The sequence below is a fragment of the Aquirufa sp. Wall-65K1 genome (assembly GCF_054558475.1).
The window spans coordinates 18,737-43,025 of the sequence record NZ_JBPXKD010000007.1 but is presented as its reverse complement, the minus strand read 5'-3'; the positions used below and the strand labels follow the sequence as shown (position 1 = coordinate 43,025).

The following is a 24,289-nucleotide window of genomic DNA, read 5'->3' as shown; positions in this document are numbered from 1 at the left end:
AATTTACACAAAGCATTCATCCTACACCTTTATGGCCAAAAAGATTACTAGTCCTAGCAATACTCTCCAACTGAACTTTGAGAAGGATAGCAATAAGGAATCTGTAAAGAGGAGTGAATTATCAGGCCGTATTCGCCTCATTGTTGCCAGTTTTTTATTTCTAACCGGTATTTTACTTCTGGTAGCCTTTGTTTCTAATTTCTTCATGGGGGTTGCGGATCAAAGCGAAGTGGAACGCAGTACGCTGGATGTGATTGAGGGTTCAGATATCCCAGTGAAAAATTTGGCCGGTCTTTTAGGAGCCAAAATAGCCCATTTCTTTTTGTTCAGAACATTCGGTTGGTCTTCTATTTTATTGATTCCTTTATTTTTATTGTCGGCTTTGAAAGTCGGTTTTAGAAAAGAAATATATTCGGTAGATCGTCTTTCTTGGCAAGTACTCTTTTATGTCATTTGGGGAAGCTTAGTTGCAGGATTCTTGTCTTTTCAATTGGATTTGCCGCATTCCTTAGGCGGAGGCGTTGGATTTTTCCTCAATGAGAAATTACATCAGCTGATTGGCTATATGTCCATTTTCGTGATTTTGTTCGCGGGTTTGGTCTTCATTATTTTGTTTTATCAGTTGAATCCTAAGCCTAAAGCGCAAGCTCCTGTAGATGTTCCAAGTGGTGAGATAGCAGCAGAAGATCCTTTAGTGGCCAATGCCGAGGATGCGCTTTTTGAAGAAGATTTGTTTGATGAAGACCCGAGCATTCACATAGATAATGACGATTTAGAGAAATTTAGGCCTATTGTTCCTCCACTAAAAGTGAATTCGGATGTGGAAGAATTGGTCTTAGATGAAGAATTAGCCACTGAAGAAGTTCCTGAAGCTCCGGTAGAGGATGATTTAACCTTTACCTACAAAGTGGCTGAGGTGGACCCGAATGCGCCTGTGGAAGAAGTGGAAGAATTAAATACCGAAACCAAGGCCAATGATTTAGTTGCGCAATTTGGTTTATATGACCCTACGGCTGATTTACCTAAGTACCAATACCCAACCATGGATTTATTGAAGGAGTATGATGTGAAAAATCAGACGACTCAGGTTACTATGGATGAGTTGAAGGAAAATAAGGAGAAAATCGTTGAGACCTTGCAATATTATGGCATAGGTATTTCCAAGATTGAAGCCACGATTGGACCAACAGTTACTTTGTATGAGATTGTGCCAAAAGCGGGTGTTCGAGTGAGTAAGATTACTTCCTTGGAAGATGATTTATCGCTTTCCTTAGCCGCCATGGGGGTTCGTATCATTGGTCAAATGCCTGGTAAGAATACGATTGGTATTGAGGTAGCGAATAAGAACCGAGAAATGGTGCCTGTTCGTGCGGTGATTGGTTCAGAGAAATTCCAAAAATCGAATTTTGATTTGCCCATCACTTTGGGTAAAACCATTTCCAATGAGATTTTTGTGGCTGATTTGGCTAAAATGCCTCACTTATTGATGGCAGGAGCAACAGGTCAAGGTAAGTCGGTAGGTCTGAATATGTTATTGACTTCCTTGATATACAAGAAACACCCAGCCACCTTGAAGTTTGTGTTGGTTGACCCTAAGAAGGTGGAATTGTCTTTATTTAATAAATTAGAAAGGCATTTCTTGGCATGCTTACCTGATTCGGAAGAAGCGATTATTACGGATACCAAGAAAGTAGTAAGTACCTTGAATTCCTTATGTAAGGAAATGGACTTACGTTACGACAAATTGAAAGATGCTGGTTGTAGAAATATCAAGGAATACAACCAGAAGTTCATTAATCGCCGATTGAATCCCAATGAACATGATTTCATGCCATACATCGTTTTGGTGATTGATGAGTTGGCCGATTTGATGTTGACGGCAGGAAAAGAGGTAGAACATCCCATTGCTCGATTGGCGCAATTGGCCCGTGCTATTGGTATTCACTTGGTGGTGGCCACACAGCGTCCTTCTGTGAATGTCATTACGGGTACGATCAAGGCGAACTTCCCAGCCCGACTTTCCTTCAAGGTTATGTCCAAGATTGACTCTAGGACTATTTTGGATGCAGGTGGAGCGGATCAATTGGTCGGACAAGGAGACATGCTTTTGTCGATGGGATCTGAAGTGATACGTTTACAATGTGCTTTTGTGGATACGCCAGAGGTAGAAGAAATTTGTGAGTTTATTGGAAATCAACAGGGATATGCCTCGGCATATTTATTGCCAGAGCCTGATTCAGAGGAAACAGGTGGACAGGAACGAGGAGACATGGATTTGAGTAACCGTGATTCCTTTTTTGATGAAGCAGCTAGGTTGGTGGTGATGCATCAGCAGGGATCTACCTCCTTGATACAACGTAAATTAAAATTAGGCTATAACCGTGCAGGCAGGCTGATTGATCAGTTAGAGGCCGCTGGTATTGTCGGTTCATTTGGAGGATCAAAGGCCCGTGATGTCTTAGTCAAAAGTGAGACCGAATTGGAAGAGATTTTGAGAAATTTATAAACATAACCATGAAGAAAATTATTGCAATTGTTGTCGGAGTTTGTTTTAGTACCCTCAGTTTTGCGCAAGCGAATAAAGCTAGTGGCTACATAGATGGAATGCAAAAGAAGTATAAGGCCATGGCTTCTTTTGCGGCTAGTTTTTCTTACGCTACAGATGGAGGTCCTGCGATGAATGGGTCTATTTCTGTTAAGGGGACTAAATTTCGTTTAAAGACAGCTGGACAAGAGATTTTTAATAATGGCAAGGAAGTATCCACCTACATTAAAGAAATCAATGAGGTGAACGTATCGGCCTTTGATCCCTCAGATAATGATTTGAATCCGGCTAAGATTTATTCGTTTGACAAAAAAGCTTATAAAATCTCATTAGCAGGGGAGGCAGGATCAATAGCCACAGTAGAATTGGTGCCGACTTCCAAAACGGCTCAGATGCAAAAAATCAGCATCAAGATTAACACGGCAGATAAGTCGGTGAAGGAATGGACTATCACCAATAAGGCTGGTAAAAAACAAAACTTCAAAGTGTTGAAGATTGAGTCTAAATCATTAGATGATAAGTATTTTACTTTTGACAAAAAGCAATATCCAGGGGTAGAGGTGAATGATTTGAGGTAGGAGTAATAGTGGTTAGGGATTAGTGTTTAGGGATTAGATATTCGTGTTTGGTTGTATGGAAGAGGAGTAATAGGGATTAGTGGATAGGGATTAGGGATTAGGGATTAGTTATTCGTGTTTAATGGTAAGGTAGAGGAATAATAGGGATTAGTGTTTAGAGATTAGTTATTCGTGTTTAGTGGTACGGAAGAGGAGTAATATTGTTGATTTAAGGAAAATCAATAATCTTCATGCGAGATCCAAATAAAAAAGAGGCTACCTGATAAGGTAGCCTCTTTTCATTTATTAAATTCTTTTTCTCTGAACTAGGTCAAAACACTAAATCTTAGCTTTGTCCTTTACCACCTCCATCTAATCCCCAAACACTAAACACTTATACCTAACCCCTAATCCCCAACCACTAATCCCTAAACACTATAAAACCAATTGCTTCAAAATCTCCAATCCATCGATATTCGATAAATCAGGATCTGCAGCGCGCTCTGGGTGAGGCATCATGCCAATCACATTGTGGCCCTCATTGCATATTCCTGCGATGTTAAATAGGCTGCCATTGGGGTTGGAGGCATCATTTACCTGACCGTTTTCATCGCAGTAGTAAAATAAGATTTGATCCTTAGCTTTTAATTCTTCCAAGGTTTTTTCATCAGCAAAATAACGACCTTCGGCATGGGCGATTGGTATTTTATATGCCTTGTTAAGATCTAAAGACTGCGTAATCAAGGATTGATTGGTAGCCGCTTTTAGGTAAATATTTTTGGAAATGAATTTTTGAGAATTGTTTCTCAATAACACACCCGGTAATAAATGTGCTTCTACCAATACCTGAAATCCATTGCAAATACCCATCAAATATCCACCCTCATTGGCATGCTTGATGACATTGTCCATAATCGGCGAAAAACGGGCAATAGCACCCGAACGTAAGTAATCTCCATAGGAGAATCCACCTGGTAAAATGATGAAATCACAGTTTTGAAGACTGGTTTCTTTATGCCAAAGCTTCACTGCTTGATGACCTAAACTTTCAATGACACCAACGGTATCATCATCACAATTGGAACCAGGAAATACTACTACGCCAAATTTCATAAGATGCTATTAAATATGACCACAAAAATAGCGGTTTTTGTTCAGAATTCCCCGATTAAATTTGCTTTTCTACTTGGAATAAAAAATGCTCAAAGTCCCATTGGGGTGCTTCGGTCAACTTAATTTGCTGCCAGGTGTCGGTTGGATGAATTCTTTCCCCTAAGCCTTGGCCATGTTTTATTTCAATCGGCAGATCCACATCTCCTGGCACATTTTTCCATTTATAACGTAAGGTATAGACGCCATTGGCTTCTTTTAATTGATAAATTAAGGTTGGAATATCTGCCCGATTCAGGTAATAGCTCATGATGGCTTTGACATTTCGTTTCAGTTTCTTCTCAAAGAAATTGAGGACCTCTTCGGCATTGGTATTTTTATGGTAAAAGCTCAAACAAAAGTCTTTGATGGTGCTGAACCAAAGTTTATCATCAGCCACGATGGAACGCAATGTATGAAACATCCAGGTTCCTTTAAAATACATATCTGAATCTGGACTTTGGTAATTGACTCCGTAGGGACCAATGATCGGAAAGCGATTTTTGATGTTGTTTTTTTGTCCGTTCAAATACAATTGAGCTTGTTCCTTGCCCGATTTTTCTTCTAGATAAATGGCTTCAGCATAGGTACCTAGCGCCTCATGTATCCAAAGGTCGGCATGGTCGGTACAAGAGATGGAATTCCCAAACCACTCATGGGCCGACTCATGTACAATGATGAAGTCGAAACCATAGGCATTGTTTTTATAATGGTTGCCATACGCCACCGCACTTTGATGCTCCATGCCCCAGTAATCCGTTTCTACAAGCGCATAGCCATCCTTGGGGAAAGGGTAGGGGCCAAAGTATTTTTCAAAAATGCGTAACATTTCCTGGCTTTGATGGAAGTGTGTCTTGGCGATGGCTGCATTGTCTTTCAATACATAATAATCCAAATCCAGTGGCTTCCCATTCAATTGAATCATTTTTTCTGACCAATGGGCATAGTCGGCTATGTTCACAGACACATTGTAGGAATTGATGGGGTACTGCACTTTCCAGTGATATTCTGTTCCAAACTCGGTCGGATTGGAGCCGATTAAATTACCATTGGATACCGCCATTAGTCCTTTGGGTGCTTCTATGCGAATATCCATGGATTCAGGTTCATCGCCCGGGTGATCCTTGCATGGCCACCAAACAGATGCACCTAAACCTTCACATGAAATAGTTACCCACGGTTTACCCGAGGGGTCTTTGGTCCAGGAGAATCCACCATCCCAGGGTGGTCTTACCGCTTTGCGAGGTTGTCCTTGGTAGAAAACTTGAACCTGATGTTTTTGTTTGACTAATAATGTTCGAGGAAAATCAATGAAGATGGCATTCCCATCTCGGTGGTATTTCAAGGCTTTATTCTCGAATAAAATTCGGTCAATGTTCATGTTTTGAAATAAATCCACTTGAATTTGCTGGGTTTTTTCCTTGACAAGAAAAGAGATGATATTGGAGCCTGTTATATAGGTTTTTTCTGGGTCTACTTTTACTTTCAAATCATAATGCAACACGTCATACGAAGTACGAGCAGGACGTAAACTGCCGCGTAGGCTATCTGCATGTGTGAATGATTTTTGGGCAGAGAGGCCCAATGAAATGCTCAATAGAAATAATAAAAGGTTTTTTTTAAACGTGCTGAATGTCATAAAGGTATAGTTAAAACTTCTATATTATTTAGTACGGCGAAAGCTTGTAAAGGTAAATACTAATAATTCAATGGGCAGATTCTGTGACGGCAATTCACTTGGAGTGTAATTAGATTTTACTAGAATAGAATTTTCAAATTCCCATTTACTTAATGCTTTACCGTTAGAGTCCAATAAAGATATCTTAAGTAGTTTTTTGAAGGTTATTTCATTTTCGCTAAGCAATATTTGCCTGAATATTTGCGTCAATTCTGGATTAGCCCCAATGCCTTTTTTCAGCCTGATAAAATCATACTTCTTGTTTTCGGATGATTCAAGATTATTAAAATCTAAACCAGCGATTTCTTGAAAATACATCTCTAGTTTGCCAAATTCTACTTTGAAATAAAAGCCAGGATTGGGATTATCGGTCATGATGTACGATTGTTAAAGGGTAAAAGTAGCCAAGAATGTATTGAAAGCAAAAAGCCACCCTCTTTGGAAGGTGGCTTGTGTAATTAATCTCAAAAAAGACTAGTAACGGTAATGCTCTGGTTTGAATGGACCATTTTGTGGTACCCCAATGTATTCTGCCTGATCTTTTTCTAATTTTTCTAATTTAGCACCAATGTGCGCCAAGTGTAAGAAAGCTACTTTCTCATCCAAATGCTTAGGAAGAATGTACACTTTGTTTTCATAATTAGCTGAATTAGCCCAAAGCTCTAATTGAGCTAAGGTTTGGTTACAGAATGAGTTCGACATAACGAATGACGGGTGACCCATGGCACAACCTAAATTCACTAAACGTCCTTCTGCTAATACGATGATGTTTTTGCCATCGATCGTGTACATATCCACTTGTGGTTTGATTTGATCTTTCGAAGCACCGTAATTATCGTTCAACCAAGCCATATCGATTTCATTGTCAAAGTGACCAATGTTACATACAATCGCTTTGTCTTTCATGGCCTTGAAATGACGGTCACGAATGATTTTTACGTTTCCTGTAGCTGTAACGAAGATATTAGCGCGACTAGCAGCCTCATCCATAGTCACTACTTCAAATCCGTCCATCGCAGCTTGTAAAGCACAGATAGGGTCGATTTCAGTCACCAAAACACGGCAACCAGCACCACGTAAAGATTCTGCACTACCTTTTCCTACGTCACCGTAACCAGCCACTACAGCTACCTTACCTGCTAACATTAAGTCGGTAGCACGACGAATCGCATCTACCAATGACTCTTTACAGCCGTATTTATTATCAAATTTAGACTTAGTTACCGAGTCATTCACGTTGATCGCTGGTAAGAACAACGTACCATTTTTCATACGCTCATACAAACGGTGAACACCGGTAGTTGTTTCTTCAGAAAGACCTTTGATGCCAGGGATTAACTCAGGATATTCATCAAATACCATGTTCGTTAAATCACCACCATCATCCAAAATCATGTTCAATGGTTGCTTATCCTCACCAAAAAATAAAGTCTGCTCAATGCACCAGTTAAATTCCTCTTCGTTCATGCCTTTCCAAGCATAAACTGGGATTCCTGCTGCCGCAATAGCTGCTGCTGCGTGATCTTGGGTAGAGAAAATGTTACAAGAAGACCAAGTTACCTCAGCGCCTAATGCAGTTAATGTTTCAATCAATACCGCTGTTTGGATAGTCATGTGCAAACATCCAGCGATGCGTGCTCCTTTTAATGGTTGAGCTTCTCCGAATTCAGCACGTAAAGCCATTAATCCTGGCATTTCTGCTTCTGCTAATTGAATTTCTTTACGACCCCAGTCGGCCAATGCAATGTCTTTAACTTTAAATGGTACATAGGTACCTGATTGTGATGCCATTGTGTATGATGTTGAATTGAATTTTCTTAATAAAGTGCAAAATTACTTCTTTTTTTAATAAAGAAGAAATAATACTTATTTAAAGGATTGTATCCTCATAGAAATGCACCTATGAATCATTTGAAACATACATTTTTTAGTTAAAAATGAATCATTTAATTTCTATCTCGATTATTAGCCTTTATTTTCCAAAAAAGGCAATACACTTTCCAAGGAAATGCCCCTAGAACCCTTTACTAATAAATAGCTATTCGTAATGGGATGGTCTTGAAGCCAATTGTGCAAACCAAATTTATCAGGGAAATAATAGGCCTTAGGCAAATGGATTAAAGCATGTTGCATGTGTTGACCTACCAATAATACCTTATCGAATGATTGTTGCGCTAGTAATGCTCCTAAGGCGGCATGCTCTTCCTCGGAAGAATCTCCCAATTCAAACATATCACCTAAAATCACAATTTTGGGAGAATTTTCTGTCTCTGCAAAATGTTGGATAGCAGCCGACATAGAAGAAGGGTTGGCATTATACGCATCCATCAAAACCTGGTTGCTACCAATATGAATATACTGTGACCGATGGTTCGTTGGGATATAGCTGCGAATACCTTCGTGGCATTGCTCATCGCTTAGTCCAAAATGTTTACCAACAGCTAAGGCCATTTGGATATTTTCAAAATTGTAAATACCCGGCAAATGACTCTTGACCTCTAAACCATCTTGGGTTCGGTACACTACCGTTGGCTTAGCTTCTACCAGTTCTGTATACAAGGCTTCATTCGCCCGGATGCTATGCTTAAAAAGTCGTTCTGCATGCATATCATGCACCACATTTTTTTCATAAGGCAAAAAGACCGTTCCTTCATGATGCGACAAAAAATCAAATAATTCACCTTTGCCTTTTTTGATACCTTCTATACCTCCAAAACCTTCTAAATGCGCTTTACCAATGTTGGTAATTAAACCATGGGTAGGTTGGGCAATGTTGACCAATTCTGCAATATCCCCTTGTTTATTTGCCCCCATCTCGATAACCGCTATTTCATGGCTAGCTTGGATGGCCAAAATAGACAAAGGAACCCCAATGTGGTTATTTAGATTGCCTGTGGTAGCAAAACAGTGAAACTTTTGAGATAAAACAGAAAATAATAGTTCTTTGGTGGTCGTTTTACCATTTGAACCTGTTAAACCAATGACCGGGATGGATAAAGTTTTTCGGTACAAGCGCGCTAAATCTTGCAATGCTTGTAAACCATCTTCCACTAAAAGCGTTTTAGGAATATGTGCGAAAGCTTCATCGTCAATCACCGCGTAGGCAGCACCTTTTGCAAGGGCTTCCTCGGCCAGTTGATTGGCATTGAAGTTGGGACCTTTTAAAGCAAAGAAGAGATTTCCCTGGGTGATTTTCCGCGTGTCAGTGGATACACCTGTGGATTGTAAAAATCTTTCTAAAAGTGTTACATTAGAGGTCTTCATCATAAGTTGGATTACCAGGGCTTTAGGCTTACAAATATCGAATGAAATTTTTACTATTCTTATTTTTTGGATTCCCAAGCTCGGAAATACTTGCCCAGGGTTTATCCTGGAAGCAAAGTTCGCAAATCCCCGTTAAAGTCAATCAATCATTTTTATCTAATCCTTGGGCTGGGGGTTTCAATTCCGTGCAAGTAGAAAGTTTGGATCTAAATGCGGATGGAGTAGAAGATTGGGTGATTTTTGACCGAAGTACGCAAAAATTAAGTACTTTTTTGCGCTTTAAAATGTCGAATGGTAAATATTCCGAGGTTTACAGCCCAAGCTATGAATCTTTTTTTCCTAAGGTAGAAAACTGGTTCCACCTGGTGGATTTTAACCAAGACGGCAGGAAAGATTTATTTTGTTCGGCTGCTGCCGGCATGAAATTATACCAAAATGTTTCTAAGGAGACCATCGCCTTTCAAACCCTGATTGACCCAGTTTTTTCGGAAGGATTTTCGGGTAAAATTAATTTGTATGTGGCGGCTTCTGACATCCCGGCCATTGGGGATGTAGACGGGGATGGCGATATAGATGTGTTGGCATTTGAGCCAGCAGGACACTATGTGGAATTTCATGAAAATGTAGCAGCCAAAGGCTCAGGTTTGATTCAATTCCGTAAAACAGTAGATTGCTGGGGCGACTTCATTCATAATGATTGTGAGGATGTGGTTTTAGGAAAATCTTGCGGCTCCTCCTTTATACCTTTGCAAGTAAATACCCCCAATCGAGTGATGCATGCCGGTAATAGCCTGGCCCTTATCACCAATAAAAATGGTTTACCTGATCTTTTGTTTGGACATGTTTCTTGTCAAAATCTCATTCATTTAATCAATACGGGTACTGCCAAAAAAACTCAATTCAGTCAATTGAATTATCGTTTTCCAACGGGTAATCCAGTTCAGATAGGGGCTTTTGCCTCGGCTTTTCCTCTGGATGTGAATGAAGACGGAAATTTAGATGTATTGGTATCGAGTAATACGTATGACAATGCCTTGTATACGCAAGATTTTCAACGATCTTTAAGCTATTATCAAAAGCAAGGGGAGAATTGGATTTTGCAGCAATCGTCTTTTATTCAGGATCAAATGTTGGATGTAGGAGAAAGTGCTGCCCCAATTTGGTGGGATGCCGATGGTGATGGGGATTTAGATTTCTTGATAGGAAATGCAGGAATTAGAGGGGCTATGGGAGTAAGGGCCAGTTTAAGTTTTTATGAAAATATCGGTACAGCCCAACAGCCTTCCTTGATTCAAAGGACAAATGACTTCGGAAATTTTAGTATGACGACGCAAGCTACTGAGATCATTCCCCAAGTCATTGATTGGGATGCCAATGGAAAAAAGGATTTAGTCATTAGTTATCAAACATTTTTAGGGCCTAAAGTCGCCCTATATACTTCAGATAAAAAATGGCAAGAAATCAGCACTCCCGCCTTACAAAGTGGAGAAGTACCCATTTGGGTAGATTGGAACCAAGATGGGAAATTAGATTTATTGATGGTAGAAAAATCGGGGAGGATACGTTCCTACCAATACCAAACAGATAAAACATTGCAACTGGAAAACGCCAATTGGGCTAATCTGAGTCAGGATTTGAATTTTATTCCTAGGAGTATCTGTTTTTTAGATGTGGATGGAGATGGGAAATTGGAAAGTTTAGTCTTTGATCGGGTGGGGAAGGCGCAATTAATCTCTTTTAGTACAGATGGCAAAACAGCTACTCGGTCTAAGGCTTTTGCTTGGACAGCGGATTTTGGTGAAAAAGTATGGCCTTGTGCGGCTGATTGGAACGGAGATGGGAAAATGGATCTGACCTTAGGATTGGGTTCTGGTGGTGTTCAACTCATAGAAAACAATACCAACAATCTTGTGGTAGAACAAATGAGTCAAGATGCCTTTCAAATTTGGCCTAACCCTAGCCAAGGACCAGTTTTTGTATCGAGTCTCGAAGCTGGTGAAATCACGGTATTGGATATTCAGGGTAAGGTTTGGATGAATCCCTTCACCATTCAAGCTCGTGAAACCAAGGCCATTCAATTACCTAAAGCATTCCAAGGCTCACTTTTCTTGCAGTGGCAAGGTAAGTCGGGGCAAAGGATAGTAAAACGTTTGCTTATCGACTAAAAGAATTTATCAGCGCCTAGAATGATTTGACGGAGACTAACAATGATGATGACCATGCCGACCAAAATCATCATGGATTTAATGGGAAGTTTATTAGCCAAACGTGCCGCGATAGGTGCAGCTACCACACCACCTAGAATTAAACCAATAATAACCTGCCAATAACCCAAACCAATGACCGTAAAGAAGGTCAAAGAGGATGCTAAGGATACAAAAAACTCCGTTAGGTTAACACTACCAATGGTGTATTTAGGATGACGCCCCGAAGCGATTAAGGTAGAAGAAACGATAGGGCCCCAGCCTCCACCCCCGATGGAATCTAAGTAGCCACCAAAAAGAGCCAATAGACCTACTTTCTTCAATTGTCTTTTTTCTTGTCTTTTAATTAATGCCTTTCTGATAATGATGGCTCCTAGGAAAAGGGTGTAAATAGAAACTATTGGTTTGATGAATCCCGCATATTCTTCTAAGCTAGAAATCACATATGCACCTAATATAGCACCGATGATACCCGGAATGACTAAAGTCTTGAATAGTTTGGAGTTAACGTTTCCAAACTTCAAGTGCATATAACCTGAAACCCCTGAGGTGAAAACCTCCGACGCATGGACACTCGCTGAAGCAGCAGCAGGGGATATTCCAACAGATAGCAAAAAGGTAGTAGCAGTTACTCCGTAAGCCATTCCCAAGGCTCCATCAATCATTTGAGCAATAAATCCACCCAAGATATAATATAAAATTTCTGAATTAACAGAGGAAAACACCACCTCCATTTTCTCAAAGGTCACATAGGTAAAGAGTAAATGCCCCACTATCATCAAAGCCAAAGCATTACTGATGTGTATAATGACTTCAGTTAAACTCCTTTCTCTTTTCCAAATGGTTTGCACCGCTTTAAAAATGCTAGGGAAGTTTCTCTTGGTTTCCGAACTAGGAGGGGTATTGTCTGACATAAATGTACTCGTAAGATAAAACTGCCTACAAAAGTAGTAGACTTTATCTAATCTACCAATAAAGTAGAGTAAATATTTTTTCATAAAAAAGCCGTAATTTGCATTCCCTTTTTTAAAATGATAAAAATTTATGCGTACAGAGTATCAGTTTCGAGACATCGAAAAGCAATGGCAGGCGTTTTGGGAGGCTAATCATACCTTTCAAGCCAAGGTAAATCCCAACAAACCAAAATACTATGTCCTAGACATGTTTCCTTATCCCTCCGGGGCTGGTTTGCACGTTGGGCATCCACTTGGGTACATTGCTTCTGATATCATCTCCCGCTACAAGCGTTTACAGGGATTTGAGGTTTTACATCCTATGGGTTTTGATTCCTTTGGTTTACCTGCAGAGCAATATGCGATACAAACAGGGCAGCATCCTGCCTTAACTACCGAGCAAAATATTGCTCGATACATTGAACAATTGAAAAACATGGGTTTTTCTTTTGATTGGAAAAGAGAAGTAAGAACATCTGATCCGTCTTATTACAAGTGGACCCAATGGATTTTCATGCAATTGTTTAATTCATGGTACAATCAATCTACAGACAAAGCCGAGTCCATCGATACGTTGATTCAGATTTTTGAAAAATCGGGTTCCAAAGGGGTGAAGGCAGTCTGTGATGAAGAGGTAAAAAGAATATCTGCCGAGGAGTGGAACTCCTATTCGGAAGAGGATAAATATGCCTATTTATTGGCTTTCCGTCTAGCATTCTTGGATGATTCAGTGGTGAACTGGTGCCCTGCTTTAGGGACTGTTTTGGCCAATGATGAGGTAAAAGATGGCGTTTCGGAGCGTGGAGGCTATCCGGTAGAGCAAAAGAAAATGCGTCAATGGTCGATGCGAATTACGGCTTATGCCGACCGACTATTACGTGGATTGGACGAGGTGGATTGGTCTGATTCTTTGAAAGAGCAACAAAGAAACTGGATTGGTAAATCCATCGGAGCGGAGGTTGATTTTGATATCGATAATCCTGCGCTTTCCCATAAAAAGATTAAAGTTTTCACTACCCGAGTGGATACCATTTATGGGGTTTCTTTCATGGTATTAGCTCCGGAGCATGAATGGGCGGAGGAATTAACTACACCTGAACAGAAAGAGGCAGTAGAGTCCTATGTGACTTGGGCGAAATCTCGTTCGGAACTAGACCGCGTGTCAGAAGTAAAGCAAGTGAGCGGTGTATTTACCGGTTCTTTTGTAATAAATCCTTTCAATGGAGCGCGTGTCCCTATTTATTTAGCTGACTATGTATTGGCAGGTTATGGTACCGGTGCTGTGATGGGGGTTCCATCTGGAGATCAGCGCGACTGGAACTTTGCTACGCATTTTAATCTACCTATCATCCCGATTTTGGATGCCCAGAAAGATATAGAGAAACAAGCGGATGCAACTAAGGAAGGGCGATATATCAATTCTGAGTTAATTAATGGAAAGACCTACCAAGAAGCTATTCCAATCTTAACTGTTTGGTTAGAGGAAAGAGGTATTGGAAAAGGTAAAATTCAGTATCGTATGCGAAATGCGGTATTTTCTCGCCAACGTTATTGGGGAGAGCCTGTTCCCGTTTATTTCAAAGCAAACTCGAAAGGAGAATTATTGCCTTATTTGATTCAAGAAAGCGAATTGCCTTTGGAGCTTCCAAAAATTGATAAATATTTACCTACCGAGACGGGAGAGCCTCCATTAGGCCGTGCTGCCGATGTGTGGAAATACCAAGGTCAATACGACTACGAATGGTCAACTATGCCAGGTTGGGCAGGTTCTTCTTGGTATTGGTACCGTTACATGGATGCCCAAAATGACCAAGAATTTGCTTCTAAAGAGGCGGTGAATTATTGGAAAGCGGTCGATTTATACATTGGAGGTTCTGAACATGCCACGGGGCACTTATTGTATTCCCGTTTTTGGAATAAATTCTTGAAAGATTTAGGCTATGTGCAGGAGGAAGAATTTGCCAAGAAATTGATCAATCAAGGCATGATTCAAGGTAGATCGAATTTTGTTTACCGTGTCAAAAATGTAAGTCCGGCTACTTTTGTTTCGCATGGACTAAAAGATCAATACGATGTGGCTGCCTTACATGTGGATGTCAATATCGTTGAAAATGATGTATTGAATGTGGAGGCATTTAAATCTTCTAGAAATGATGTGCCGGAAGATGCCGTTTTCATTTTAGAAGATGGTAAATATGTTTGCGGTTGGGAAGTGGAGAAAATGTCTAAATCCAAATACAACGTAGTGAATCCAGATGATTTGATTGCAAAATATGGTGCTGATACGCTGCGTGTATATGAGATGTTTTTAGGGCCATTGGAGCAATTTAAACCTTGGAATACCAACAGTATTTCAGGATCTCATAACTTCCTTAGAAAAGTTTGGCGTTTGTTCTTTGATGAAACAACCCAAAAAGTAAAATTGGAAGATGCACCAGCCAAGCCGGAAGAATTGAAGGTTTTGCATACCGCCATCAGAAAGGTGCATGAAGATTTAGAGCGGTATTCCTTTAATACGGTTGTTTCAACCTTAATGATTTGTGTCAATGATTTGACTCAATTGAAATGCCATAAAAAAGCCATTTTGAAAGATTTGGTCTTGTTATTGTCGCCCTATGCTCCTCACATGTCGGAAGAATTATGGGTAGCCTTAGGTGAGGAGGCAGGAAGCATTTCAAAAGCTACTTTCCCTGTTTTCAACGCGGCTTATTTAGTAGAAGATGAGTTTAATTACCCTATTTCTTTCAATGGAAAGGTGAAATTGACTTTATCTTTTCCTGCTACGGCTAGTCCTGCGGAAGTTGAAGCAGGTGTTTTAGCAAATCCTCAGGTGCAAAAAGTATTGGATGGACAAACGCCAGGCAAGATTATTGTAGTTCCGAAGCGGATTGTGAATATTGTGTTGGGTAAATAGGGATGAATGTAGAATGAAGAATGTAGAATGTAGAATGAAGAATGTAGAATGAAGAATGTAGAATTTTCTGAAATTAAAGCCTTTCGATTTTGGAAGGAATTATAAATTCCAATGATTATTCGTTTAACATCTCCCGTTGGAACATTTAGTACATGACTATTCTACATTCTACATTCTTCATTCTACATTCTTCATTCTACATTCTACATTCTACATTCTACATTCTTCATTCTTCATTCTACATTCTTCATTCCCTTTTCTTCATTCTTCATTCTTCATTCTTCATTCTTCATTCTTCATTCTTCATTCTACATTCCCCATTCTTAATTTTCCCCATTCTTAATTTTCCCCAACAGCTCCCTCATTTCCTTTACTTTCTCTGGGTATTTATCAAAAAGATTTTCAGATTCCTTAGGATCCATTTTCAGGTTAAATAATTGGCCTGTGATGTGGTTCGTGGCTTTAACATTTCTAGGCTCGGTGAATCCTCCTGAGCCAAGTCCCTCCACCCATTTCCATTCGCCCTGGCGGACAACTAAATAACCAATGGAGGTAGTGAAAACCACGGCTTCCTGCTCTGGGATACTTTTACTTTTTTGGGTCAACAATGGATATATCCCATAACTATCGTTCTTGCTAGTTGGCTGACCCAGTATTTGCTGACAAGTGGCCAATAAGCTAGTTTGTGAAATTAGGGCATTGGAGGTGCTTTTTGCTTTTACTTTTTTAGGCCAACGAACAATGAAGGGAACTCGGTGACCTGCTTCATAAGCATCTCCTTTCATTCCTCGCCATGCTCCAGCTGCCTGATGTTGGAATTCTTTCACGAAATTTTCTCTCCAATAGGGGCCATTGTCGCTCGTAAATATGACGATGGTGTTTTCTTTTAATCCAAGGCTATCCAAGGTTTTCATAAGCTGTCCAACAGAAGCATCCACTTGCTGAACAAAATCTCCATATTCGCCAGCTTTTGAGCTTCCTTTGAATTTATTTTGAGGAACCCATGGAGTGTGTGGCCCAGAAAATGGAATGTATAAGAAAAAAGGTTTGTCGGATTTTTGACGCATCAAAAACTCCTTGGATTTATCAATGAAGCGAGGCATCACCCCATAGAAATCAAAGTTAGGCGCCATTTTTCCTTCTCTCCAAAAAGGACCTGTATAGCCAGAAGTTAATTTGTTGCCATCTGTATATGCCGTAGGTTTCTCTACCAAATGTTGATTTTCCAAATAACAGTAAGGTGGCATATCCAAAGAAGCTGGTAAAATATAGGAATAATCAAAGCCATTGGCTGCTGGACCACCACTCGGGTCTTTGTCAAAATCAATGTGCTCTGGTTTCATCTCTTCATTTATACCATAATTTACTTGGGTTAAATTTCCTTCAAATCCCGGTTTTATAGCCCAATCAACGCCTAAATGCCATTTGCCCACCACGCCAGTTTGGTAACTTTGACTTTTCAGAAAGGAAGCTACGGTAATTCGTTCTTTTTCGATTAAAGTACGGCTATAGCCTCGTAAAACCCCAATAGGTAATTTGCTCCTAAATGGATATTGTCCCGTCATGATGGCGTAGCGCGATGGCGTACAAACCCCGGAGGCGGAGTGAGCATCTAAGAAGCGCATGCCTTCCTTAGCCAATTGGTCGATATTCGGAGTAGCAATTTTATTTCCTTGGGGATTGTATATGGAAATATCCCCATATCCTAAATCATCGGCAAGTATGTAGATAATGTTCGGTTTAGATGATCTTTTGCTTTGTGATAAGCTAGTTGTAGTTAGGGAAACACATAGCAAGAGGGAAAGGAGGTAGCTTGTTTTCATGTTATTCTTTTAAGGAGTTGATCCAATCTTGAATTAATTTAATACCTTCTTGATGCTTCATTTTTCGGCCCAATTCCGGCATCATAATTCCTGGGTCCACTGAATCCATGCGGTAGGCTAAAATACTCTCTTTGGCTTTACCCGGAACGATATCGTATTTCAAATTGCCAGATCCTCTTCCTGCCGCGACAGGAGTTTTCATGAATCCGTAGGCTGTTTTATCCTTTGAATCCCAATTTAAATACAATCCCGAAGAACGTGCAGGGCCTGTTGGATTATGGCAATGTGCACAATTTATATCCAAATATGCTAAGGCTCTATCCTGTAGTGGCTTCGATTCATCCATATAATTAACCAAGGCCGGTATCTCTTTATGTGTGGGTAAACCTGTTAAAATACCTGCTTTTGACCAGTAATCTAATTGATTTTGATTCCCAGAAGTATAGGGGAAGTCCCCATGTAGTTGTCGGGCCGAAGGACCAATGGGTGTCATTTTACCACTTCTTTCGTGGCATCCTTTGCATTGGTTCATATTAGGCACTTGATAATTTACTTGTTTCAAAATACCTTGTTTATCTTTCCAGCTGACCAAGGAAGAACCTCCGGCCACTTCTAAATTGGCCTCAGTTTGTGCTTCATCCCAAATATACGGCAAGGCTACCCACGATTTCTCTTGTCTTATTAAAACCCTTGTTTCCATGATTCTTCTTCCTGCCGTAGGATTTGCTTCATCTTGAGGATAATAAAAGGTCTTGATGATAGCAGTACCCACGGGAAATTGAAGCACAGAATCTGCGTTATAAGCTACATTAGTTCCCTCAGGCAACTTGATAAAACGTAGTTTGGAAGCATAATCTGAAAATAAAGGAGCATTGAGCTGATAGGGAATTACTCCATCTTGAGGAATTTGGTCCCGCATTTCTCCTTTAAAAAATCCACAGTCAGATAACTTCATGACGTAACCCGACGTGTTTTTTCGGATGGAGCTAGCGTTTATGAAAGTGAAATATACGAGCAAGAACAGCCCTAAACGGATGGACCTCATGATTAACGTAATGTCTTAAATGCTTGAAGATGGCAATCGTACAAACTTACATCCCGTTTGATGTTCTTAAAATCATGCTCAGCATCAATATTGGCGAAGCTTTGGTTCGTATTGTTTCGAATGCAAATCCGATACGATGGGAAATATTCTCCACTGGAATCTAATCGCTTTGGGTCCAAAATGCCATCATAAATGATGTTGGGAACTTGTCGGCCAAACTTTAATTTGAAACGATACATTTGACCAAATCGGCCTTTGGCAGGTACACGGCCAGGTTTTCTTTCAAAATCATTATCCCTAATTTCAATGGCCGTAGGATAGGGGTCGTATTCCAAATCCTTGATTTTATTCTCTGTCATGTGGTAGGAAATGATCCCAATACCCATGGTTTTATGTTGGTGAATCTTATTGTTGAAAATTTCTACCTGACTGGTAGCCAAGACCAACATACCTGTACCCTTGGGTACCCGAGCAACGATATTACCTTTCGGAGCAAAATTGCTTAGGTTATTTTCTATCACCTCATTTTGGTAGACTTTGACGTGACCTCCTTTTTTCTGAACCAAATCAGGTAAATCAAAGACCAAAATGCCACCTGTGTTGCCATAGGCCTTGTTGTGATGAACCTCCGCAAATTGGGAATTTTCAATTTCTATACCTGCCACATTTTGAAAGGCCGTGCTATTTTTAACCTCGATGTATTTGGATTGACCGACATAAATGCCCGCATCCGATGCTCCAATGGCAATGCAACTATCAATGAGTACATTTTCACAGAGCACTGGATACAGGGCATAGCTACCGTTGCTAGGTGAGGGTTTTCCCGTCCATTCCGCTTTGATTCTCCGAAAGGTTATTCCTTTCACGTGCATGGTTTTAATTAAATCACCTTTGGAATCTTGTACAGTCATATCTTCCAATATGATGTTTTCCGAATTGGTGATTTTAATGCCCTCAGCGCCGCCAGCTTGATTTTTAAAAGAAAGTACGGTTTTATCGATTCCTTTACCCCGGATAATCATATTCTTTTTACCATCCATCGACAAGCTTTGGGATATCTGAAAGGTACCTTCCTCTAGTTGAATGGTACTTCCATCTTCTGCCAAAATCAAATCTGTTTGTATTTTCTTTTCGATGGCCTGTTGGCCATAAACCTTTGAAAACACGACAAATGGAAAGATAAATAGGTAAAGGAAATGCTTACTCATATTATTTCAAATTCGATAAATAGGTTCTGCTTTGTCGGGTTTGAACAGGATATCTAGAGCTTTCATCCTCTAAATAATAATGCTGAATCTTAGCTTTTTTAGCTGCCTTCATGATTTCCGGAATGTTCAATTGACCTGTACCCAAGGCAACATCGTTTTCTACCGATGTAGTGCCTGACATATTGCCTTGAACCCCTTTCTTCAAATCTTTCAAGTGCATCAATTTAAAGCGATTGCCGTATTTTTCCAAAAGTTGGGCTGGATTTTGACCTGGGAAAAAAGTCCAAAGTATATCCATTTCAAAGCTAACATATTTAGGATCTGTGTTTTGCGCCAAATAATCAAATAAGGTTCCTTCTCCATAGGGTTCAAATTCGAAACCATGGTTGTGGTAGCAAAAAGTTAGATCGTATTTTTCTTTTAAAGCTTTTCCAATTTGATTGAATTCTTGGGCTGTCTTTTGAGCTAGCTCCAAGGTGAAAGGACCTGTGTGAGGAATCCATGCCACGCGAACAAAAGAAGCACCTAAGGTTTTGGCATTCTCCCCAACTTGATCCGTTTTATTCAAGGCATCTCCCATGCTCACCCCCAAAGAGGAACATTTCATGCCTCGCTCATCCAACATGCTACGTATTTCTTGAGCTGTTTTTCCAAATAAACTAGAAAATTCCATGTCGGTAATGCCTTGGTTTTTCAGCGTATCCAAGGTTTTTGCCATGTCTTTGGAAAAACTATTTCGGTAGGTAAAGGATACCATGCCAATGTCTTTGCCATTGATTTGCATGGGTTTCTGGGCTAATGCCAATATGGGTAAAAAAAGAAGGAGTAAAGTAGTTTTCATATTAGTTTAAAAAAATGGTTTTGTGAGTTTTAGCTGATTCCGTGGCAGCGGATAATATTTCAACGACTATTTCATTAATGGCCAGAGAAGATAAATCTTTTTGTGGATCTATTTTACCTTGAACCACCGCCGACAAATAGGCAAATACATTGGCTCTTTCTGGAGCCAAGGGCGATAAATTAATCAAGCTTTCTTTTCCAAATCTACCATCCGAAATATAGCGCATTTGTTTGTTTTTATTAGCTACCAATATGCCTTTACTGGCATATAATTCGGTATCTTTTCTATCAAATGGCCAATTCCAAGATGCTTGGATGATGGCCTGACAATGGGGATAATTTAAAATAATGGTGGTTTCATCATCTACCTTGGGGTAGATATTCGGTTTCAAATGTTGGCTTATTGCCGTAACGGATATGGGCTTTTGACCTTCCATCAACCAAGTCATGATGTTAGCGCCATAGCATCCAAAATCAATCAAGGCTCCACCGCCATTCATGATGGGGTCAGTGAGCCAGGTAAGGAATTCCTGGGAACAACCAATCTCCACCGGTCCATTGTGTCCATCCATGATGACTACCTTGCGTAAATCACCTAAAGACTTCTCGACCTTCAGCATATCCCACATTTTGGCATGAGAGGGATACCAGGTCGTTTCAAAATTGGTAAGTAAAGCAATGGGATGTTTTTTGACGATAGCCTTCATTTGACTAAGGTGCTCCATATTCACCGCCAAGGGCTTTTCAACCATCACATGTATGCCTTTCGGTGCACAGGTTTGTACCACCTCCAGATGCTCATAAATGCTATTAAAGGCACATACGGCTTCGGGTTTAGTTTGGGCAATCAATGTTTCCAAATCAGGAAACCAAAGTGAAGTGGGTAATTGATATTGTTTGAGTAAACGAAGGGCAAGTGCTTTGTTTTTTTCTGCGAAACCCACAATGACAACATCCGCATTTTTTTGAGCGGCTTCCAATGCCTGTCCCACATGATCATGGGTCATACCAGCTATGCCCACTCGAATGGGATTTCCTACTAATAACATAGGGCTGATGAAGATCAGCCCTATGAGATAAAGAATTGTTGCTTTCATGGCAAATGTAGCCTTGAATTAGTTTCTAGGACCACCTTGACGCATTTGACTCTGCATCGTGATGTATTTTTCCAATTGCTCTGGTGTTAAAATGGCTTTCAATGACTCCAATTGGCCATCATTGATTTTCTTCATTTCTGCCATCATTTGCTCACGCTCCATGCCTGCCTGACGGAATTCCATCATTTTTTGCATACGTGCAGAAATAATCGGCTCTAATTTCTTAACCTGATCTTTATTCAGGCTTAATTCCGTAGAAATACCGTCTAGCTGTCGTTGAACCATCGCTTGTGGATCAAAGTCTTGTGCATTAGCTGTGTTACTCAGGCCAAGGAACATCGCCATCATGGCGCAAAGGGCAATAAATTTTTTCATGGTAAAGTATTTTATTGATTTAATGGCTAAATATAGTGCTAAATTTTCTAATAAAATTTTTATTCAAAAATACTTTTCCAAATTAAATCATATACTTCAGGTGCCTCCACTTGACTAGGGAGCTCTTTTTGATCCGAAATGTAGACAGGATAATATTCCGGCTCGCAAAAAATACCCCCATGAGAACCTTTGATGAGTGTTGCATCCAAAGGAATTACATCCATCAAATAGCGAAAACCGCTGAGCTTTCTAGCCAATTTATAGGCTGCCCTTAGTTTAATGAAGGGGTTTTTGGGATCCATGAACATCTCCACTGGGTCATACCCAGGCTTTCGGTGAATGTCTACCAAGCGGGCATAATCCGGGGCTTTGGCATCATCCATCCAAAAATAATAAGCAAACCAAGCTTGCGGCTCAGCAATTAACACCAGTTCCCCACTACGGGCATGATCGATGTGGTAAGCTTTTTGTTCTTCGCGGTTCAACACCTTAGCTATACCTGCTACTTTTTCTAAATCAGCTTTTAATGCTGCTACCTTACTAGGATCTTTTATATAAACATGGGCTATTTGGTGATCTGCCGTGGCAAATGCCGCACTTGCTCCTGCATCCAAAAGTTCCAATCCCTTTTCCACTCGGATACTAATCATCCCTTTTTCTCTCAAAATGCGGTTGATGTAAATCGGTTGGTTCACTTCATTAATGCCATATTCTGATAAAAGGATCACCTTAGCCCCAGTACTTTCAAAATGCGTCACTAGGTCTTTGACTACTTCATCTATTTCCTTTAGTTCCTTGGCAATTTTAGGAATGTCAGGTCCAAATTTTTGCAAGCAATAATCCAAATGAGGTAAATAAATGAGATGTAAGGTGGGATTGTATTTTTCATCCACCCAAATGGAAGCATCCGCTATCCAACGGGTCGACTTAATATTGGCATTTGGGCCCCAGAAATTGAATAATGGGAATGTGCCTAATTCAGCTTGTAATTCATCGCGCAAAGAAGCCGGATAGGCGTAGCAATCGGGTGCCTTCACGCCATCAGCATGGTATTGTGGGCGAGGCGTTACCGAATAATCTGCCGAAGAATACATGTTGTACCACCAAAACATTTTGGCACAGGTAAAATTCGGGTTCTCCTTTTTGGCGGCATCCCAAATTTTCTCTCCTTGAACCAAATGGTTGGATTGTTTCCAAAATTTCACTTCGGCATCCTCCCGATCATACCAGCCATTTCCTACGATGCCGTTTTCATTGGGATATTTTCCTGTCACATAACAACTTTGTGAGGTGGTGGTGACAGCCGGCAATACGGGTTTAATGTGGCTTAATTGCCTGGCAGCAATGAACTGGTTTAAAAACGGTGTATGTTCGCAGAGCACGCTTTGACTCAAACCAACGACATCAATCACGACCGTCTTTTGCATAATATTAAGCTTTTAATTGTTCTTGTACCCACTGAATTTCACGAATGATGGATTCATGAATAGGAATTTGATGTTCTTCGGGTAAAACTCCCCACGTGTAAGTTTCTATTTCCATTTGAGCCGTAAAAGCCTCTTGCTTTTGTATGGCTAGGGTTTCTCTAATTTCTTTTTGGGTGGAACCCAGCAAGCCATAACTCTCTAAAAATAAAGGTACATGGTAGTGGATGCGCCATTCTAAAAATTTACCTGCTTCATAGGCAGCAAAGGCTTGGTCCAAATCTGGATATTGAATAAAGCTTCCATCCGCTTTTTTGGCTTTTACCTGATGTAAATAAACGGGCTCTTGGTATTTTCTCAATAAAGCTAGCTTTTCTTCCGCCTGTTGGCTAAAATCTAAACGCAAGGCAGAACTCACTTGGATTTTACCCACTTGTATGCCTTTTGCTTTTAATTCTGCTATGCAGGTAGCCGGATGGTCATAGCTTACGCCAAAATGACAAATATCGAAGCAGATTTGAATATGTCGACGAATCAAGGCTTCTGCTTTTTCAACAGTATATCCTTTTTGTACTAAATGAGGAATTCCTAAAGGCAAAAGGCAATCGCCAAACCAATCCACGAATTCCCGGTGATTTTCTAAAATCCCGTCGGGCTCTGGTTCTATATCAATGTGTATGCTTTTTCCAGTATTTCGTTCAATCTGAGCCAATTGATCTACTATATCGACCAATGCCAAAGTGCCTTTTTCTGTAGCCTCTTGCAATGCCTCCGGGCTTTTCCACCAAAAACGGTAGGAGAGTGGAGAGGTGGATATTCCACCAGTGTCTTGACCTTCTGGCAATAATTTGGCTAAAATATGGGCCAAGCGGAGCGTATAATCGTAACGCTCTTGAGTGGTCCAGTCGGGCGTATGCACATCATCTTTAACTACCACCCCATGAAAACCACCAAAGGGAAAGCCATTCAAGGTAAATACATATAAATCTTCCGCTTTCAACCAATCTGTCAAAGCCTTCCAAGCTTGTTCATCTTGCAAATCTTTACTCGCTAAATCCGCAATGCGTAAACCTAGGCCCATGGGAGCATCCGGACTTACCGCTGCTTTCACGGCTGGTATGTTCTTTTGAAGATTGGCAAAATGTTCAGACCAAATTTCACCGGGGTGAATGTTGGAACAATAGCTTAAAAGTCCTTGAGCTGTTTTCATATG

General features: G+C 40.3%; 18 protein-coding genes. 4 read left to right on the top strand and 14 right to left on the bottom strand.

Annotated elements, in window-relative coordinates:
• The first annotated feature begins 31 nt into the window (after positions 1–31).
• Positions 32–2,506 (top strand): DNA translocase FtsK 4TM domain-containing protein, encoded by a 2,475-nt coding sequence (locus ACST15_RS10775; RefSeq protein ID WP_459454662.1) that lies wholly within the window; start codon positions 32–34, stop codon positions 2,504–2,506.
• A gap of 8 nt (positions 2,507–2,514) precedes the next feature.
• Entirely contained in the window at positions 2,515–3,123 is a 609-nt protein-coding gene (locus tag ACST15_RS10770) for a LolA family protein (RefSeq protein ID WP_459454661.1), read from the top strand.
• Between the two features lie 414 nt (positions 3,124–3,537).
• Here the strand turns inward: ACST15_RS10770 and purQ are convergent, their stop codons facing one another.
• The 5 genes from purQ to ACST15_RS10745 all read right to left on the bottom strand — a co-directional run bounded on the left by purQ (position 3,538) and on the right by ACST15_RS10745 (position 9,196).
• On the bottom strand, positions 3,538–4,215 hold the full coding sequence (gene purQ, locus ACST15_RS10765; protein WP_459454660.1) for a phosphoribosylformylglycinamidine synthase I: 678 nt from the start codon (positions 4,213–4,215) through the stop codon (positions 3,538–3,540).
• 55 nt (positions 4,216–4,270) lie between these two features.
• Complete coding sequence (locus ACST15_RS10760; RefSeq protein WP_459454659.1) at positions 4,271–5,890, bottom strand: M1 family metallopeptidase; 1,620 nt, start codon at positions 5,888–5,890, stop codon at positions 4,271–4,273.
• Positions 5,891–5,914: 24 nt separating this feature from the next.
• Complete coding sequence (locus ACST15_RS10755) at positions 5,915–6,304, bottom strand: phage tail protein (RefSeq protein ID WP_459454658.1); 390 nt, start codon at positions 6,302–6,304, stop codon at positions 5,915–5,917.
• A gap of 99 nt (positions 6,305–6,403) precedes the next feature.
• On the bottom strand, positions 6,404–7,720 hold the full coding sequence (gene ahcY / locus ACST15_RS10750; RefSeq protein WP_459454657.1) for an adenosylhomocysteinase: 1,317 nt from the start codon (positions 7,718–7,720) through the stop codon (positions 6,404–6,406).
• Between the two features lie 174 nt (positions 7,721–7,894).
• A complete protein-coding gene (locus ACST15_RS10745; RefSeq protein WP_459454656.1) occupies positions 7,895–9,196 on the bottom strand; it encodes a UDP-N-acetylmuramoyl-tripeptide--D-alanyl-D-alanine ligase in 1,302 nt (433 codons plus the stop codon).
• A gap of 38 nt (positions 9,197–9,234) precedes the next feature.
• Between ACST15_RS10745 and ACST15_RS10740 the strand changes: the two genes are divergently transcribed.
• Positions 9,235–11,358 (top strand): FG-GAP repeat domain-containing protein, encoded by a 2,124-nt coding sequence (locus ACST15_RS10740; protein WP_459454655.1) that lies wholly within the window; start codon positions 9,235–9,237, stop codon positions 11,356–11,358.
• Here the strand turns inward: ACST15_RS10740 and ACST15_RS10735 are convergent.
• Positions 11,355–12,395: a sulfite exporter TauE/SafE family protein gene (locus ACST15_RS10735; protein WP_459454654.1), complete on the bottom strand. Its 1,041-nt coding sequence runs from the start codon at positions 12,393–12,395 to the stop codon at positions 11,355–11,357. The two genes, ACST15_RS10740 and ACST15_RS10735, sit on opposite strands and share 4 nt — an antisense overlap.
• Positions 12,396–12,441: 46 nt before the next feature.
• On the opposite strand from ACST15_RS10735, the gene leuS reads away from it, so the two are divergent.
• Positions 12,442–15,264, top strand: coding sequence for a leucine--tRNA ligase (leuS, locus tag ACST15_RS10730; protein WP_459454653.1), 2,823 nt, complete (start codon positions 12,442–12,444; stop codon positions 15,262–15,264).
• Positions 15,265–15,587: 323 nt separating this feature from the next.
• Here the strand turns inward: leuS and ACST15_RS10725 are convergent, their stop codons facing one another.
• From ACST15_RS10725 to eboE, 8 genes are all read right to left on the bottom strand, one after another.
• Positions 15,588–17,087 (bottom strand): sulfatase family protein, encoded by a 1,500-nt coding sequence (locus ACST15_RS10725; protein ID WP_459454652.1) that lies wholly within the window; start codon positions 17,085–17,087, stop codon positions 15,588–15,590.
• Position 17,088: 1 nt separating this feature from the next.
• Positions 17,089–18,132 (bottom strand): SO2930 family diheme c-type cytochrome, encoded by a 1,044-nt coding sequence (locus tag ACST15_RS10720; protein ID WP_459454651.1) that lies wholly within the window; start codon positions 18,130–18,132, stop codon positions 17,089–17,091.
• 2 nt (positions 18,133–18,134) lie between these two features.
• Positions 18,135–19,340, bottom strand: a complete 1,206-nt coding sequence (locus tag ACST15_RS10715; protein WP_459454650.1) for a parallel beta-helix domain-containing protein — start codon at positions 19,338–19,340, stop codon at positions 18,135–18,137.
• A 1-nt stretch (position 19,341) separates the two neighbouring features.
• Entirely contained in the window at positions 19,342–20,181 is an 840-nt protein-coding gene (locus ACST15_RS10710) for a sugar phosphate isomerase/epimerase family protein (protein WP_459454649.1), read from the bottom strand.
• A gap of 1 nt (position 20,182) precedes the next feature.
• Positions 20,183–21,229, bottom strand: coding sequence for a Gfo/Idh/MocA family protein (locus ACST15_RS10705; protein WP_459454648.1), 1,047 nt, complete (start codon positions 21,227–21,229; stop codon positions 20,183–20,185).
• A gap of 66 nt (positions 21,230–21,295) precedes the next feature.
• A complete protein-coding gene (locus ACST15_RS10700; protein WP_459454647.1) occupies positions 21,296–21,652 on the bottom strand; it encodes a hypothetical protein in 357 nt (118 codons plus the stop codon).
• Positions 21,653–21,711: 59 nt separating this feature from the next.
• The gene (locus ACST15_RS10695; protein ID WP_459454646.1) at positions 21,712–23,079 is read right to left on the bottom strand and encodes an alkaline phosphatase family protein; all 1,368 of its coding nucleotides are present in this window, start codon (positions 23,077–23,079) and stop codon (positions 21,712–21,714) included.
• 4 nt (positions 23,080–23,083) lie between these two features.
• The gene (eboE, locus tag ACST15_RS10690) at positions 23,084–24,286 is read right to left on the bottom strand and encodes a metabolite traffic protein EboE (RefSeq protein WP_459454645.1); all 1,203 of its coding nucleotides are present in this window, start codon (positions 24,284–24,286) and stop codon (positions 23,084–23,086) included.
• Positions 24,287–24,289: the final 3 nt, after the last annotated feature.

Bases quoted from the DNA above. Each gene is read 5' to 3' on its own strand.
- ACST15_RS10760 (WP_459454659.1), bottom strand. From the start codon at position 5,890: ATGACATTCAGCACGTTTAAAAAAAACCTTTTATTATTTCTATTGAGC.
- leuS (WP_459454653.1), top strand. From the start codon at position 12,442: ATGCGTACAGAGTATCAGTTTCGAGACATCGAAAAGCAATGGCAGGCG.
- ACST15_RS10715 (WP_459454650.1), bottom strand. From the start codon at position 19,340: ATGAGTAAGCATTTCCTTTACCTATTTATCTTTCCATTTGTCGTGTTT.
- ACST15_RS10770 (WP_459454661.1), top strand. From the start codon at position 2,515: ATGAAGAAAATTATTGCAATTGTTGTCGGAGTTTGTTTTAGTACCCTC.
- eboE (WP_459454645.1), bottom strand. From the start codon at position 24,286: ATGAAAACAGCTCAAGGACTTTTAAGCTATTGTTCCAACATTCACCCC.
- ACST15_RS10775 (WP_459454662.1), top strand. From the start codon at position 32: ATGGCCAAAAAGATTACTAGTCCTAGCAATACTCTCCAACTGAACTTT.
- ACST15_RS10700 (WP_459454647.1), bottom strand. From the start codon at position 21,652: ATGAAAAAATTTATTGCCCTTTGCGCCATGATGGCGATGTTCCTTGGC.
- ACST15_RS10725 (WP_459454652.1), bottom strand. From the start codon at position 17,087: ATGAAAACAAGCTACCTCCTTTCCCTCTTGCTATGTGTTTCCCTAACT.
- ACST15_RS10705 (WP_459454648.1), bottom strand. From the start codon at position 21,229: ATGTTATTAGTAGGAAATCCCATTCGAGTGGGCATAGCTGGTATGACC.
- ACST15_RS10755 (WP_459454658.1), bottom strand. From the start codon at position 6,304: ATGACCGATAATCCCAATCCTGGCTTTTATTTCAAAGTAGAATTTGGC.
- ACST15_RS10745 (WP_459454656.1), bottom strand. From the start codon at position 9,196: ATGATGAAGACCTCTAATGTAACACTTTTAGAAAGATTTTTACAATCC.
- ACST15_RS10740 (WP_459454655.1), top strand. From the start codon at position 9,235: ATGAAATTTTTACTATTCTTATTTTTTGGATTCCCAAGCTCGGAAATA.
- ACST15_RS10710 (WP_459454649.1), bottom strand. From the start codon at position 20,181: ATGAAAACTACTTTACTCCTTCTTTTTTTACCCATATTGGCATTAGCC.
- ACST15_RS10720 (WP_459454651.1), bottom strand. From the start codon at position 18,132: ATGAGGTCCATCCGTTTAGGGCTGTTCTTGCTCGTATATTTCACTTTC.
- ahcY (WP_459454657.1), bottom strand. From the start codon at position 7,720: ATGGCATCACAATCAGGTACCTATGTACCATTTAAAGTTAAAGACATT.
- ACST15_RS10735 (WP_459454654.1), bottom strand. From the start codon at position 12,395: ATGAAAAAATATTTACTCTACTTTATTGGTAGATTAGATAAAGTCTAC.
- ACST15_RS10695 (WP_459454646.1), bottom strand. From the start codon at position 23,079: ATGCAAAAGACGGTCGTGATTGATGTCGTTGGTTTGAGTCAAAGCGTG.
- purQ (WP_459454660.1), bottom strand. From the start codon at position 4,215: ATGAAATTTGGCGTAGTAGTATTTCCTGGTTCCAATTGTGATGATGAT.